A 13,966-nucleotide genomic window follows, 5' to 3' on the forward strand; every position below is an offset into this window, starting at 1 on the left:
CGGGCCTTGAGAAAGGCTAGGCAGCTAGCTTTTTCCGGGTTCGTGCTGCGAGGCCGCGCATGACCTGCTCGAAATCGCCCTCAGCAAAACGTGCGACCCCATTGTGTGCGGCGCAGACGGACTTCGTGCCGCACCATCGCGCACCGATTTCCTCTAGCCAGCGGCAGAACTTCTCTTCAGCACCGTCCTCGGCATTCATCGCCGCCCCTAGCGTGGGATGCAGGACGAGCCGCGGCACGTACCCCCGCAGAGCTCCTGGCACAGGCAGAACATTCAGCGTGTCATCGACGTGCAGAGACCCGCTGGCCGGATGAAATGCCAGGAGTGAGCCTGCATGCACCTTCTCATTTTCAGAAAAATACTGGATGCCCCACGGCAGCGAAAACTGGAGATCGCGAGAATACCGCTCTGCCACCGCTGCGCTTTCCACGCGCTCAGCTTCCCAAGGCACCGAGGTGCAGACACGATGATGCCGCTCAGAGCCGTAGAATTTCGCTTTTGGGAAATCCCGAGCCATGGCAGCGCAGTGCAGCGTGTGGAACGGGTGAAGATTGAGGACCGCGTCCACCAGACTGCCATCCTGGGTCAGATCCATGACCAGCTCGCGGATTTCGCCATTCAGCGTGTAGCTGTCGAGGAATACGAAACGGCCGCTCTGCAGCCGAACGATCGAGACCTGAGTCCCGACATTGACGACACCGGCCAGCTTCATGGTGCAGCGGATATTCCAGAAGCCGCTCCCAAGGTTTACCAACCTGCGCGTCATCGCTCTCCCCTCCTGTAAGTCTGCGCGAGTTTCCGTCGCCAGTTCTTTGCGGACGTAGCGCGATAGACACCTTCGACGAGGCGTCGCAGAATGCGTGCCGCCTCTAGTGACAGTCTTGTCCAGCCCCTGAAGTCCAGAATGTGACCAGTACGGATCTGGCAGCACGCCAATTCGCGGCGATCTTTGCCAATCGCGGGCTACATCGCACAGAGATTGCGGACTTCTTGCAACAGAATCCGCTATAATATACTGATTATATTGCGAAATATTCCACATATCGGGACCATCGACGTGCGGCTTCCACTAGTCCCGAGAGGCCGTGCCTGCTGACCCGGCAGGAGGCGGCGCGGCGCGCTTTCCCCGAGCGCAAAAGGACCGCGTCGCCGATTAATCGTGGCAACTCCGCAGTATCGACCTTTAAGATGTGACTAGTGGTCTGCGGACGGCGGCAGTAGGTTTATAGCGGAGCTCGAGCTGAAGCAGCTCTGCGGACAGCTTACAACACGCCTCGCAAAAGCCTCGGCTGGAAGTCCCCGGCCGAGATTTTCTGAGACAGATGATGGAGGAAATGGGCCGACGCTCCTACGGTCACAGGTAGCGGGAAGCGCGCTTCAAGGAACGCACAAGAGCTGCATGATCTCGTTGGTTCGAAAAACAAAGAGAGCGCCCCAGCAAAGGGGCGCTCTAGAAAACCTGAAGGTCTGTTCCGTTAGCTTTACTCGGTGTAGAGCGGAACCATGAGAACGGTGGTCTCGATTCCGTACGGCAGGATCGTGACGGTGTGAGTTTCAGGATCATCGCCGGCGATATCGATTTGGCTTGCCGCTTCACAGACCTTTGCGTGCGCTTCTGTCTGAGAGCTTGAACGCTCTTCAGCTGCAGCTGCGATTTCCTCAGAAATTCCGACAATAAAGTCGTCACACTTTACTTGGGTGATGTTTGCGAACCCAGCACTGGCGGACAGCGAGAGTGCGAGAGAGAGAATTGAAACTTTAATAATTTTCATTGGTATTTCTCCGAAATTTCAGTGAATTCGATGCTGTCCGATAACGCTGCGTAAAGCAACGACAAGTCATTGCGACACATAGATTTCACATTTATGTCATGTTCCCCATCATTCACGATCGTGGTCTTACGCCTTTCGTTGTTGGCGCCAGATTGTCCTCATGACCTGTTTCAGGATGAACGCCTTTTACGCTGCTGTGAACTTCGATGCCTTCATGCGTTTCCGCTCCTTTCCGCTAGAGAAAAAGGATCGCGTCGCTAATCATTCGCGTCAATTTCACAGTATCGATCCTTCGAGACATAAGGCCGGGTGCGCTGTCAGGGAAAGAAAGCGAGCATGAGAGCTTTCGCACCCGACTAGAGGTTGATTTTATTTATGTGACTAGTCCGCTGACGGCGGCGGCAGCAGGTCCATGTCCTCGCCGGTCAGCTCGCGGCGCATCATCTGCAGCGTCACGTTGCCGGGGTTCCTTGCCAGCGCGGTATCGAGAAGCGCGCGGCCCTGGGCCTCGTCGCCGGTGGCAAAGGCGATGCGGACCTGCATGATCCAGGCGTCGCTCAGTTGCGGGTCGAGCCGGGTTGCCTCGGCAAAGGCATTCATGGCGGCGGGCATGTTGCGCATCACCAGCGCCATGCCACCCATCTGCAGGTGGGTTTCCGGGAAGTCGAGGCGGCTGGCCATGGAGGCCTGCCATTCGCCGAAGGCGTTGCGCAGGGCCGTCTCGTAGCGCTGCGGCATGCGGGCAATCTGCGCGTCGAGCAAGGACTGCGCCGCCGCCATGCGCACCGAGCGCGACGGATCGCTGAGCGAGGCCATGATGCGCGGGGCGCGCTCCATGGCGGGGGCGGCGCGCTGCAGGCGGACGGCGGCGCTGCGCACCAGCGGATCGGGGTCCTGCAGCAGCGCCTCCAGCGCCGCCGCCTCGGCCGGATCGCCCGCCTGTTCCAGCAGGTAGATCGCCGTGGCGCGCACGATGCCAGCCATATCGCTGTCCTGCGACAGGCTGCGCAATTCGGGCGCGGCACGGGCGGGATCGCGGCGGCCATGGGCGAGGATCTGGCCGTAATGCGCGCCGCGGTGGGTGCTGTCGGGGAACCACTCTTTGAGCTTGGCCGCCGCCCATTCGGGGCTTTGGTCCTCGTGGCAGGTGGTGCAGGCGTCGGGCGCGCCGGTCTCGGCGCTGAGGTCCGGGCGCGGGATGCGGAAGGAATGATCTGTCCGCCAGTCGTTGCCCATATAGACGCGCTCGGTCATGTGGCAGGTCTTGCACTCCGCGCCTGCCGAGCCCTCGGGATGATGCGTGTGCTCGGGCCCGTCGAAGACCTTGAGCGGCAGCGAGGGGAACTCGGGATTGCCCGCCGGACTGTGGCACTGGGTGCAGACGGCGTTGCCCTCGGCGATCAGCTCGGCCTCATGCGGCAGGTGGCAGTTCGAGCAGCTGACCCCTTCGGCGTACATCTTCGATTGCAGGAACGAGCCGTAGACATAGACCTCGTCGAGGATCTGCCCGTCCGCCTCATAGGCGCCCTCGCGCAGCAGCGAGAGGTTGTAGCTGTCGTGATAGGGTGTGCCGTGCAGCGGGTTGCCGTCGGTGAAGGGCTCGCGGCGGGAATGGCAGGTGGCGCATTGCTCGATCATCTGCGCGGGCTGCGACATGTCGACGGTGAAGCCATAGGCCGGGGGCGGGGCCTCTCGCGTCGTCTCGTAGCTCTCGGCCCAGGTGACATGCGCCGAGCCGGGGCCGTGGCAGGCCTCGCAGCCGACGCCGATCTCGACCTGCGTCGAGGCGAAGCTGCGGCTCTGCGGATCATAGCCCGCCTCGAAGCCGGTGGCGTGGCAGGCGGCGCAGCGGCTGTTCCACGTCTTGTAGGGGCCGGTCCAATGCAGCCCATCGTCGGGCGCGTAGTTCTGTTCGGGGTAGAGGTGGCCAGCCACCTTTTTCCGTGTCCCAGACCACGTCGAAGCTCTGCAGGCGGCCCGGCGCGGTCTCGAGGATGTATTGCTGCAGCGGCTCGACGCCGATCACCGAATGCACGTCGTACTCGGTGGTGACCCCGTCGCGCTCGGTGACGCTGACATGGGCCTTGCCCTCGGGCGTGAGGCTGAAGCGCGCCTGCATGTCGCCGAGGGTGAACTCGGTACCATCGAAATTGGCAGTGATGTTGTCCGGCGTCGCCTCGGTCCAGGCCAGGGCGTGATGTGAGCCTTCCCATGCTGCGCCTGCTGCCTCGTGGCAGGTGATGCAGCGCTCGGAGCCGAGGTAATCCTGAGCGTGAGCGGGGATCGCAGCCACGACTAGTGCTCCGCCCGTCAGAATGAGAGTTCCTATGCCGCAGAGCTTAGGACATGCGTCCGCGTCTCTGCGCTCGGCTTGAGCTTCCGTGTGGCTAGGAACACCATTTGCGAAGGAGCGGAGAGGCAGGCGTTTTCTCTTAAGCACAGATCATTTCCACGGTTGTTTTCAGCTCAGGCGCGGTCAAAAGCTCGAGGCGCTTCTTTAGGATTGAGAGGCGGAAGGGCACTGACTTCGGAATTCTTGTGACGGCTCGGTCGCGCGACCTCCAGCGCTCCCCGCAGCGACGTCCAGGCAGTGTCGCTGGGATTGGCAGCCCCGCCGCCTCCGTAGCGCTGCGCGCCAAGCGCCAGCAGCGCCGCCTCGACCGGCGCGGCGTGGCGCGGGTCCGGCCCCTCGACCCGCCCGGCCCAGAGATCGAGCGCCGGGCGCAGCGCGGCATGATCGCGCCGCCCGATCACCTGCATCAGCGCGCGCCAGGCATGCCGCTCCGAGGCAAGCTCGGCAGCGCGCCGCAGCGCCCGTCGCCGCGATACCGCGGGCAGCAGCCAGCGCAGCGCCAGCCACAGCAGGCCAAGCGCCAGCGCCGCAGCCAGCGCCAGCAGCGCGATGCGCCGGGGATCGAGCGGCGTGCTGCGCCCCGGCGGCGGGCCGTCGATCTGTAGCTCCAACCCCTCGGCAGAGGCCGTCTTCACCACCCCTTCATCGGTGTCGAACCAGTCGAGCGTGATCTCGGGCAGCTGCCCCCCGCCCCCGGCCTCGGCGAGATAGGTCACGCTTTCGGTCCGGGTGCCGCTGAGCGTGCCGCGATCGTCCCGCTCGGACAGCCGCGGCTCGTCCGGATAGGCGGCAACCCCGGGCAGTTCGACCGGGCCCAGCACCTGCGGCAGGAACATCGGCGAGAGCCCCTCGACCGCCACCGTCACCTGCCGTTTGAGGCTGTCACCGGGCACCATGGCGGCCGGATCCCCCTCGACCTCCTGCGTGAGCGTCAGATCGGCGGCGGCGATGAAGGGATCGAGCCCCTCAGCCCCCTCGGGGACCACCCCGGCGAAGGTGATCGGCCCGGTGCTCAGCGCGGTCTGCCGCGCCTCGCCGGTGGCAGTGTCCTGCCAGGTGACCAGCACCTCCTGCGGCGGCAGCGCCATCTGCCCCGGGACCATGGGCGAGATACGGTAATGGCGCGAGATGCCGGACCATGTCTCGCCGTTGATCCGTTCCGAGACCGGGTTGGTGGAGCGCGAGGGCAGCCGCACCAGCAGGTTCGGCGCCTCGAGGCTCGGCCAGACCGGAGGCTTGGGCATGAAGCTCGGCACCAGCACCGTCAGGCGCAGGCTGAGCGGCTGGCCGGGGATCGCCTCGGTCTCGGGGAAGTCGACGACTAGCTGCGGCAGATCCTCCGCGCCCGGCGCTTCTGCATCCTGCGCCACGGCAAATCCCGGCAGAAGGAGAAGGACAAGCCAAAGCAGGCGCCTCATGGCTCGCCCTCCTGCGCCGCCGGAGTCTCGGGGGCCTCGGGGGGCTCAGCGGTCTGCGGCGCGGCATCAGAGCCGGTCGCAGGCGCAGGCCCCGATCCGCCGGAGGACGGCGGCGCGGCCGCTTCCAGCGCGAAACGCATGCGCAGGAAATCCTCGGTGCGGGTGTCGACGGTGTTCATCCACTGATCGGCGGTCAGCAGCCCGCTGCCCTCCTCGCTGCCTTGCTCGCGCAGGGTTTCCTCACCCTGCTCGCTTTCGTTGTCATAGACCTCTTCGTCCGCGCCGATGCCGCGATCCTCGCCGGTGTCCGACTGCGCCTGCTGGTCCTCGACATAGGTGACGATGCGCTGCGCGGTCTCGAGGTTCTCTGCCGCGCCCGGATAGTCCGGGTCGCGCGCCAGTGCCGTCTCGAAGGCCCGCACCCCGTCGCGGTAGTGCCGCCCCTTGATGTTGGCCATGCCCTGGATGAACGCCGCCTGCGCTGTCTCGACACGGTCCAGCACCTCGATCGCGGCATCGTACTGACCGTCCCGGTAGAGCGCGTAGCCGCGCCAGAGCGGATCGACATAAAGCTCGGCGGCGCGCTCGAAATGCCTGCGGTCAAAGGCGATGCGGCCCTGCTGATCCGGGGTCAGGAACCAATCAGCCACCCCCTCTGACCGCGCTGCCTGCGGCTGGCCCAGCACCGCCAGCGCCGCGAGCGCCGCCCACCGCATGGTCCAGCCGCGGCGGAACCACAGCAGCAGCAGCAGCGCCGCCGGCCAGGCCAGCCAATGCGCCCGGTCCTCCCACGGCTGCTCGACGTCATCCAGCTGCGCCCGGCGATAAGCGGCGTTGAGCAGCCCGTCGAGCCGGCGGATATCCGAGGGATCGGGCGAGACCGCGACCACCGGCACCGACAGCGCATCGAGGCCGCGGTCGCGGCTGCCCTCGGGGCGGGTCGCCAGCACCGCCACCGGCACCGCACTGGCATCGAGCGGAGCGGCATCCGCCGGATCGAGGCTGTCAGTGACAAAGAGAATGCCGCCCGGTGCCCCCTCGTCGGCCAGGATACCCTCGGCCAGCGCCAGTGCCTCTGCCGCCACCGCGCCCTCGCGCGGCATCACCTCGGGGCTGAGCCCCTCGAGATAGGGCACCATGACCTGCGCGTCCTCGGTCATCGGCAGCAACACGTGGGCGGTGCCCGCATAGGCCACCAGCGCCGTGCGCGCCCCGGCGCGCAACTCTAGGAAGTCGCGGATCTTCTGCTTGCCACGTTCGAGCCGCGAGGGCGCCACGTCGCTCTGCTCCATGCCCGGGGTCACGGCCAGAACGATCACCGCCGGGGCGGATTGCGCAGCGAAGGGGTCGGGCTGGCGCGACCATGTCGGCCCGGCCGCGCCGAGCGCGCCGAGGATCAGGATCGCGGCGGTGCTGTCGATCGGCGTGAGGCGGCGGCGCTGCGGGCGGCCCACGGTCAGCGCCTCGCGCAGGTGCGGGGCGATGCCCTCGACCTGCATCGCCCCGCGCTGCAGCGGGCGGCGCACCCACCACCAGACCAGTACGATCAGCGGGATCAGCAGCAGCCAGAGCGGGCGCAGGAAATGGAAGGCCTCGAGGAAAAGCGGCAGGTCGGTCATGCGGCCTCCTCCGCCCGCCCGGCGGCTCGCGCCGCAGGGCTCCGCTGGGACCGCCGCCGACCGCGCAGCTGCAGCCAGAGCACCGAGGCGAGCCCGAGCAAAGCTGACAACCCCATCGGGATCCACGCCAGCGACCGGCGCGGCCGGAACGACAGGGTCTCGGTCTCGCGCGGGGCCAGCGCGTCGATGCGGTCATAGACCGCTTGCAGCGTCGAAGCATCTTCGGCGAAGAAATATTGCCCGCCGGTGCGGTCCGCCACCGCCTGCAGCGTCGCCAGATCGACGCGGTTCTCGCCCGTGGCCTCGGGATCGCCGACGCCGATGGTGAAAATCTCGACCCCGCGGTCGGCGGCGATCTCGGCGGCGTTGACCGGGCTCATACGGCTGGCGGTGTCTGAGCCGTCCGACAGCAGGATCAGCAGCCGCTGGTCGATGTCGCTGGCCTCGAAGGTGCGGATCGCGAGGCCGATGGCGTCGCCAAGCGCGGTATGCGGCCCGGCCATGCCGACCTCGGTGCGATCCAGGAGCTCGGTGATCGTGGTCAGATCGTCGGTCAGCGGCGCCTGCAGGTAGGCGGCGGTGCCGAAGACCACCAGCGCCATGCGATCGCCGTCGCGCCCGGCGACGAAGTCGCGCACCACCTGCCGCACCCCGGCAAGCCGCTGGAGCCGCTCACCGTCCGGGGCTTCGAAATCCTTGGCGTCCATCGAGCCCGAGATGTCGATCGCCAGCACCACGTCGCGGGCGGCGGTCTCGATGGTGATCGGGGCGCCCACCCGCTCGGGCCGCGCCAGCGCCAGCACCAGCAGGGCCCAGCACAGCGCCGCCGTGAGCACCGAGATCACCGGGCGCGACAGCACCACCGCCCCGGCGCGCGGCTCGGCCCCCGCCGCCTCGGCCATGCGGCGGAAGAACGGAAAGCGCAGCGCGCTCTCGCGCTCGCGGTGCGGCGGCACCAGCCACCAGACCAGCAGTGGCAAGGGCAGCAGCAACAGCAGCCAGGGCGCGGCGAGCGAGATCATGTCGCCACCCCTCGGTCCGCTGCCGCCGGCGCGGCTCGATGACGCTTCAGCCAGCGCTCGACGGCGCGGCGCAGTTCGGGCGACGGGGCGGCACCCGGCGTTTTATAGGGCGCGCGGCGCAGCTCCTCGCCGGCGGCCTCGGGAAAGCGCTCGGGCCCGGTGCGGCTGAGAAAGCCGGTCCACTCCGCCCCGGTGAGCGCGGCGACCTCGACCCTTGGATAGGCGGCGAGCGCGGCGCGGCGCAGGATGGCGGCAAGCTCGGCGGTGGTTTCGGCCCGCGCCGCCCCGGCCAGCGCCTCGCGCCGGTAGGCCGCCGCCTGATGGCGGCGATGCCAGCGCCAGAGCCCCCATGCGACCAGTGCCGCCAGCACCAGCGCCAGCACCAGCCAGCCCCAGGTCTGCGGCACCAGCGGCACCGGCACCGGCGGCACCGGGTCGATCAGCTGGTTGATCATCCCGACGAGGCTTTGGATTTCCGGCGTCTCCTCGTTCATCGCGGGCCGAGCCCCAGCAGGCGGCGCATCTGCGGCAGGGTCTCATCGCCCGCCGAGAGCGGCAGGATCGGCACCCCGAAGCGCCGCTGCCAGTCGAGCACATCGGCCAGCCGGCCCTTCGACATCTCGATCAGCCCCTTGCGGGTACCGGGCGCAGCGGTGTCTATCTCGGCCTGCAGCGCGCCGTCGGTGACGATCAGCTTCAGCCCCGCCGGGATCTCGCCCGCGCTGGGGTCGGTGACCGGCACAAGGATCAGATCGTTGTGCCGCGCCAGCCCCGAGACGATGCGGTCGGTCTCGGCGTCGATGCCGTCGAAGTCGCTGAGCACGATGATCAGGTGGTTGCGCGCGGCGATGCGGGCGACGGCGCGCAGCACCCGCGTCAAGCCGATGGGGGCCGGGTTGGGCGCCTCGGCATGCAGCAGGCCATTGGCCTCGGCCAGCGCGGTGAGGAAGCGGTTGAGCGCGGCGCGGCTGCGCTGCGGGCGGACCTCGGCGATCATCTTGTCGCCAAAGACGATGCCGCCCACCCGGTCGCCCTGATCGAGGATGCGGAAGGCGGTCATCGCGGCGGCCTCGGCGGCGGTGACGGATTTCATCGCGCGGCGGGTGCCGAAGAACATCGACATGCGTTGGTCGACGACGATCAGCGCAGGGCGGTCACGCTCTTCGGTCATCACCCGGACATGCGGCGTGCCGGTGCGGGCGGTGACCTTCCAGTCGATGGCGCGGATGTCGTCGCCGGGCAGGTAATCGCGCAATTCCTCGAAGTTGAGTCCACGCCCGCGCAAGCGCGAGGCGTGGCGGCCGTTGAGCACCGATTGCGCCGGCTGGCGCGGCAGGAAGCTGAGACCGCGCGCCGGACCCTCGAGGCTGCGCAGATAAGCGAGATCGGTGCGAACGCGCGGATCCTCCGTGACCTGCGCGGGTTTGCGCAGGGTGCCGGTGCGGATACTGACGGCGCGGTCCTTCATCTTGCCTCCCTAGGGCAACGCCACCTGCCGGACGATCTCGGACACCACGGCATCCGGGCTGATGCCCTCGCCCTGCGCCTCGTACGACAGGCCAAGCCGGTGGCGCAGCACGTCGGGCACCACGGCGCGGATATCCTCGGGGTCGACATAATCGCGCCCCGCCAGCCAGGCGTGGGTGCGGCCGCATCTGTCGAGCGCGAGCGAGGCGCGCGGGCTCGCCCCGACCTCGATCCAGCGCTTGAGGTCATCGCCGAACTCCGCCGGAACGCGGGTGGCATTGACCAGATCGGCGATGTAGCGCTCCATCTCGGGCGCGACGCGCAGCGCGGCGATCTCGCGGCGGGCGGCAAACACCGCTTCCTGCGGGATAGGAAAATGGGTCTCGGAGCCAGCCTTGCCGCTGCCCTCCTGCGCCGCAATCTCCTCGGCGCGCACGAGGCGGATCACCTCGACCTCATCCTCGACCGGCGGATAGGTGATGTTCACATGCATCAGGAACCGGTCCATCTGCGCCTCGGGCAGTGGATAGGTGCCCTCCTGCTCGATGGGGTTCTGCGTCGCCATGACCATGAACAGTGGCTCCATCTTGTGGGTGGTGCCGGCCACGGTCACCTGCCGCTCTTCCATCGCCTCGAGCAGCGCCGCCTGCACCTTGGCGGGCGCGCGGTTGATCTCGTCCGCCAGCACGAGGTTGGCAAAGATCGGCCCGGCCTCGAACCGGAACTCGCCGCCGCCCTCGCCCTGGAAATAGACCTCGGTGCCGGTGACGTCCGAGGGCAACAGGTCGGGGGTGAACTGGATGCGGGAAAAATCGCATTCGAGGTTGCGCGCCAGCGCCTTGATCGCGCGGGTCTTGGCAAGGCCCGGAAGCCCCTCGACGAGCAGGTTGCCATTGGCGAGAAGCCCGATCAGCAACCGCTCGATCACCTCGCGCTGGCCGATGATCGCCTCGCCCATGCGGGCGCGCAGGGCCTCGATCTGCGCCCGCGTGCCCCTTTCGGCCATGCCTTCCATGATCCCGATTCCTTTCAAGTCTTCCAAGAAAACGAAGAACCCAAGCTGCGTTTTGGATCTCACCCAAGGCCCACAGTGCATATGCCTTCAACCACATGGACCGGGGAGCTCCTCTGGAGCGGTCTCCCTAGGACTGCTGAGACCCACTGCTGCGGAAGCCCGTCAACATCGACGAGCTAGCCTCAGCGTGCCAAGTGCGTTGTCGATCCGAGCACCCGATACGTACATTCTCGCGCACCCAATTCAGGACGTTTTCCAGATAGCTCCGATTCTCGCCATCGCTTTCAGTGCTGTAGATAGTGCCGCGGACTTGGCCGATCTGCTTCTGCAAGAGCGTAGCGGCGTCGATTCCCGGCCGAAGTGTCATCAGCTGCTGCGCCTCTGCTGGCATCCAGCCGCGGTGTCGGCGCGCCGCGCAGGATGCCGCCGCCATAGGCACCGAGCTCACCCCAACCAAGGTTGTCGGTGAGCATGAGCACGACATTGGGCTTTGCGCTCGCTTCGGTCTGCGCGAATGCTGAGCCTGCGATGCAGACTCCGGCCACCGCCAGCAGCGTGGCGCCTGCGATCACTCCCCGGGCCATACCTTGCTCCAATCCTGTGCCATGTCGACGATCAGCCAGCCGCGGTCTTCGCCCTCATCGAGGCCGCGGGCGAGTTGGCCGACGTGGCTGTCCCGGTCATAGGCGAACTCGCGATCCGCGTCGGTGTGATGCACCAGCATGCCGAAGCGGGCACCGTCGCCTGCCGTGGTGTATTCGAGCATCTGGAAGTCGCCGTCCGAGTTGCCCGCCGCAAAGATCGGGCGTTGCCCGATGTGGCGCATGATGCCGACCGGCTTGCCTTCCTTGTCGTCGAGGAAGGTGATGCCGCCGTTCTTCGTTAGCGTCGGCGCGCCGCCATCGGCCGTGTAGGTGGTGTCGCCCTCGGTGCCGACGACCTGCCACGGCGGGATGCCATAGGTGTCCTCGGCAAAGGCGCGGATGAAGTCGATGCCGCCGCCCGAGACGATGTAGGTGGTGAACCCCTCATCGCGCAGGTAGCTCAGGAGCTCGAGCATGGGTTGGTAGATCATCTCGCCATAGGGCATGCCCGTCGAGGGATGCGTGGCGCTCTCCAGCCAGGCGCCGGCGCTGGACTGGAAGTCTTCGACGCTGACCCCGGAATGCGAAGCGTTGATCACCTCGAGCAGCCCCTCCATGCCGCCGGCGAGGATGCCTTCGAGATCGCCCTCTGCGCCTGCCTTCAGGGCATCCGAGGTCAGGATCGAAGGGTCGCTTGCGGCTTTCTCCTTCAGCACGTCGATGGCGTAGAGAAGCTGGAAGTAGACCGGCTGTTCGGCCCAGAGGCAGCCATCGTTGTCGAAAGTGGCAATGCGGTTGGCCTGTGGAACGAACTCTTCGGAGGACGGGTCGGTGACCGTCTCCACAAACTCGATGATCGCCGACTTCGCCTCGGTATCATTCCAGGATGGCAGCGGGTCGGCGTACGCTGCAACGGCCAAAAGCGTCAGGCAGGTGGTAGCGGTGAACAGGCGCATGGGAAACGACCTTTCGCAAAAATTCGCGGTGGCGGACTTGGGGCCGGCCCTGCGCTCATTGCGCAGGGCCGGCCTTCTCAATCGTCACGAGCCCGCGGTCATTGCGTGCCGCCCGCTTGCGAGAGCTTCTCCATAACCTTGTCGAGGCTGAAGGAGGCCGCTTCCTGACGCGGCGGGAATTCCTGGAAGGTTTCAAGGAAGTTCGCCACATAGGATTGCGCCGGCACCAGCATGTAGGCGCGGTCGAGCATCCAATCGTAGTAGGTGTTCGAGGTCCGGTAGCCACGCTCGTAGGGATCGCGGCGCAGGTTGAAGATCAGCGGCGTGCGCAGGGGCGTCAGCGGCTCGATCCAGGCGCGGAACGTGCTCCACGCCTTTTGCTCCAGGAAGGTGATCTTCCAATCGGCATAACGCAGAGCCATCAGGTCGCCATCATCGGAGAAATAGAAGATCTCCTTTCGCGGGCTCTCCTCGGTTTCACCGGTCAGCAATGGCAGGATGTTGTAGCCATCGAGGTGGACCTTATAGTCGCGGCCTTCGCCCACTTCAGCGACAGTGATGCCGCCGAGCAGGTCATCCTTGATCGTCTCGTTCCCGGCCGCGGCCAGGAAGGTTGGCAGCCAGTCCATGTGGTGGACGATCTCGTTGACGACCTCGTCCTCGGGGATGTGACCCGGCCAGCGCACCATCGCGGGCACACGCCAGGCGCCTTCCCAATTGGTGTTCTTCTCACCCCAGAAGGGCGTCATCCCCGCATCCGGCCAAGTGTTCATATGCGGGCCGTTGTCGGTGGAGTAGAAGACGATCGTGTTGTCGGTGATACCAAGCTCATCGAGCTTGTCGAGGAACACGCCGATATCAGCATCATGCTCGAGCATACCGGCCGTATATTCGTCGACCGGTTTGCCGACGGTTTCGTTGGCCAGTGCCCGGTTCTCTTCACTGACGTGCGTGCGGAAGTGCATGCGAGTGCCGCTCCACCACACGAACCAAGGCGTGCCCTGCTCGTTCGCGCGCTCGATGAAATCGATCGCCGCAGCGGTGGTCTCGTCATCCACGGTTTCCATGCGCGTCTTTGTGAGCGGTCCGGTATCCTCGATTTCACCGTCAGCATAGGAATGGATGACGCCACGAGGACCAAAGGCCTCCCGGAAGGTCTGTCCGTCGCCGATCATCATGTCGGCCGGGTAGTCCTCGTTCTCGGGCTCTTCCTCGGCGTTGAGGTGGTAGAGGTTGCCGAAGAACTCATCGAACCCATGGTTGGTCGGCAGGTGCTCGTCGCGGTCGCCGAGGTGGTTTTTCCCGAACTGACCGGTGGCGTACCCCTCGGCCTTGAGCAGGCCCGCGATGGTCGGATCCTCGACCTGCATCCCCTCCTGTGCGCCGGGCAGACCCACTTTGGACAGGCCGGTGCGGAACACCGACTGGCCCATGATGAAGGAGGAACGGCCGGCGGTACAGGATTGCTCACCGTAGTAGTCGGTGAAGATCATGCCCTCTTTAGCGATCCGGTCGATGTTGGGCGTCTCGTAGCCCATCAGCCCCCGCGTGTATGCGGAAATGTTGGACTGGCCGACGTCATCGCCCCAGATGACCAGAATGTTCGGCTTTCCGGCGGAGTTCGACGAAGTCTCAGGCTCGGTCGTCTGCAATTCCTGGGCAACGACCTGACCGCCCGATATCCCAAAGGAAATCACGGCCATCAAAAGTAAGCGTACTTGAAGTCTCGGTGACATAAGTGTCTCCCTTTCATCGAAATA

At 66.1% G+C, this 13,966-nt stretch carries 12 protein-coding genes; all 12 read right to left on the reverse strand.

Annotated elements, in window-relative coordinates; genetic code table 11:
• Positions 1-16 precede the first annotated feature (16 nt).
• Positions 17-766: a hypothetical protein gene (locus tag ACXAD2_RS06895; RefSeq protein WP_475168551.1), complete on the reverse strand. Its 750-nt coding sequence runs from the start codon at positions 764-766 to the stop codon at positions 17-19.
• Between the two features lie 715 nt (positions 767-1,481).
• Positions 1,482-1,772, reverse strand: a complete 291-nt coding sequence (locus ACXAD2_RS06900; RefSeq protein ID WP_475168554.1) for a hypothetical protein — start codon at positions 1,770-1,772, stop codon at positions 1,482-1,484.
• Between the two features lie 381 nt (positions 1,773-2,153).
• Complete coding sequence (locus tag ACXAD2_RS06905; protein WP_475168556.1) at positions 2,154-3,707, reverse strand: HEAT repeat domain-containing protein; 1,554 nt, start codon at positions 3,705-3,707, stop codon at positions 2,154-2,156.
• A 531-nt stretch (positions 3,708-4,238) separates the two neighbouring features.
• Positions 4,239-5,543, reverse strand: coding sequence for a hypothetical protein (locus tag ACXAD2_RS06910; protein WP_475168557.1), 1,305 nt, complete (start codon positions 5,541-5,543; stop codon positions 4,239-4,241).
• Positions 5,540-7,162 (reverse strand): VWA domain-containing protein, encoded by a 1,623-nt coding sequence (locus ACXAD2_RS06915; protein WP_475168560.1) that lies wholly within the window; start codon positions 7,160-7,162, stop codon positions 5,540-5,542. Before ACXAD2_RS06915 ends, ACXAD2_RS06910 begins: the two co-directional genes overlap by 4 nt.
• Entirely contained in the window at positions 7,159-8,184 is a 1,026-nt protein-coding gene (locus ACXAD2_RS06920; RefSeq protein ID WP_475168562.1) for a VWA domain-containing protein, read from the reverse strand. Before ACXAD2_RS06920 ends, ACXAD2_RS06915 begins: the two co-directional genes overlap by 4 nt.
• Positions 8,181-8,678 carry a DUF4381 domain-containing protein gene (locus tag ACXAD2_RS06925; RefSeq protein ID WP_475168563.1) on the reverse strand — a complete coding sequence of 166 codons (498 nt, stop codon included), beginning with the start codon at positions 8,676-8,678 and terminating at the stop codon, positions 8,181-8,183. Before ACXAD2_RS06925 ends, ACXAD2_RS06920 begins: the two co-directional genes overlap by 4 nt.
• The gene (locus ACXAD2_RS06930) at positions 8,675-9,652 is read right to left on the reverse strand and encodes a DUF58 domain-containing protein (protein WP_475168565.1); all 978 of its coding nucleotides are present in this window, start codon (positions 9,650-9,652) and stop codon (positions 8,675-8,677) included. Before ACXAD2_RS06930 ends, ACXAD2_RS06925 begins: the two co-directional genes overlap by 4 nt.
• A gap of 9 nt (positions 9,653-9,661) precedes the next feature.
• Entirely contained in the window at positions 9,662-10,666 is a 1,005-nt protein-coding gene (locus ACXAD2_RS06935) for an AAA family ATPase (protein ID WP_475168568.1), read from the reverse strand.
• 284 nt (positions 10,667-10,950) lie between these two features.
• The gene (locus ACXAD2_RS06940; RefSeq protein ID WP_475168570.1) at positions 10,951-11,250 is read right to left on the reverse strand and encodes a hypothetical protein; all 300 of its coding nucleotides are present in this window, start codon (positions 11,248-11,250) and stop codon (positions 10,951-10,953) included.
• Positions 11,235-12,206 (reverse strand): HAD family hydrolase, encoded by a 972-nt coding sequence (locus ACXAD2_RS06945; RefSeq protein ID WP_475168572.1) that lies wholly within the window; start codon positions 12,204-12,206, stop codon positions 11,235-11,237. Before ACXAD2_RS06945 ends, ACXAD2_RS06940 begins: the two co-directional genes overlap by 16 nt.
• Before the next feature lie 98 nt (positions 12,207-12,304).
• Positions 12,305-13,909: an arylsulfatase gene (locus ACXAD2_RS06950; protein ID WP_475168574.1), complete on the reverse strand. Its 1,605-nt coding sequence runs from the start codon at positions 13,907-13,909 to the stop codon at positions 12,305-12,307.
• Positions 13,910-13,966: the final 57 nt, after the last annotated feature.

The organism is Salipiger sp. ABN3_019 (assembly GCF_056158605.1).

Excerpts from the sequence above, each read along its gene's own strand:
- ACXAD2_RS06895 (WP_475168551.1), bottom strand. The coding sequence starts at position 766 with ATGACGCGCAGGTTGGTAAACCTTGGGAGCGGCTTCTGGAATATCCGC.
- ACXAD2_RS06900 (WP_475168554.1), bottom strand. The coding sequence starts at position 1,772 with ATGAAAATTATTAAAGTTTCAATTCTCTCTCTCGCACTCTCGCTGTCC.
- ACXAD2_RS06910 (WP_475168557.1), bottom strand. The coding sequence starts at position 5,543 with ATGAGGCGCCTGCTTTGGCTTGTCCTTCTCCTTCTGCCGGGATTTGCC.
- ACXAD2_RS06915 (WP_475168560.1), bottom strand. The coding sequence starts at position 7,162 with ATGACCGACCTGCCGCTTTTCCTCGAGGCCTTCCATTTCCTGCGCCCG.
- ACXAD2_RS06920 (WP_475168562.1), bottom strand. The coding sequence starts at position 8,184 with ATGATCTCGCTCGCCGCGCCCTGGCTGCTGTTGCTGCTGCCCTTGCCA.
- ACXAD2_RS06925 (WP_475168563.1), bottom strand. The coding sequence starts at position 8,678 with ATGAACGAGGAGACGCCGGAAATCCAAAGCCTCGTCGGGATGATCAAC.
- ACXAD2_RS06930 (WP_475168565.1), bottom strand. The coding sequence starts at position 9,652 with ATGAAGGACCGCGCCGTCAGTATCCGCACCGGCACCCTGCGCAAACCC.
- ACXAD2_RS06935 (WP_475168568.1), bottom strand. The coding sequence starts at position 10,666 with ATGGAAGGCATGGCCGAAAGGGGCACGCGGGCGCAGATCGAGGCCCTG.
- ACXAD2_RS06940 (WP_475168570.1), bottom strand. The coding sequence starts at position 11,250 with ATGGCCCGGGGAGTGATCGCAGGCGCCACGCTGCTGGCGGTGGCCGGA.
- ACXAD2_RS06945 (WP_475168572.1), bottom strand. The coding sequence starts at position 12,206 with ATGCGCCTGTTCACCGCTACCACCTGCCTGACGCTTTTGGCCGTTGCA.
- ACXAD2_RS06950 (WP_475168574.1), bottom strand. The coding sequence starts at position 13,909 with ATGGCCGTGATTTCCTTTGGGATATCGGGCGGTCAGGTCGTTGCCCAG.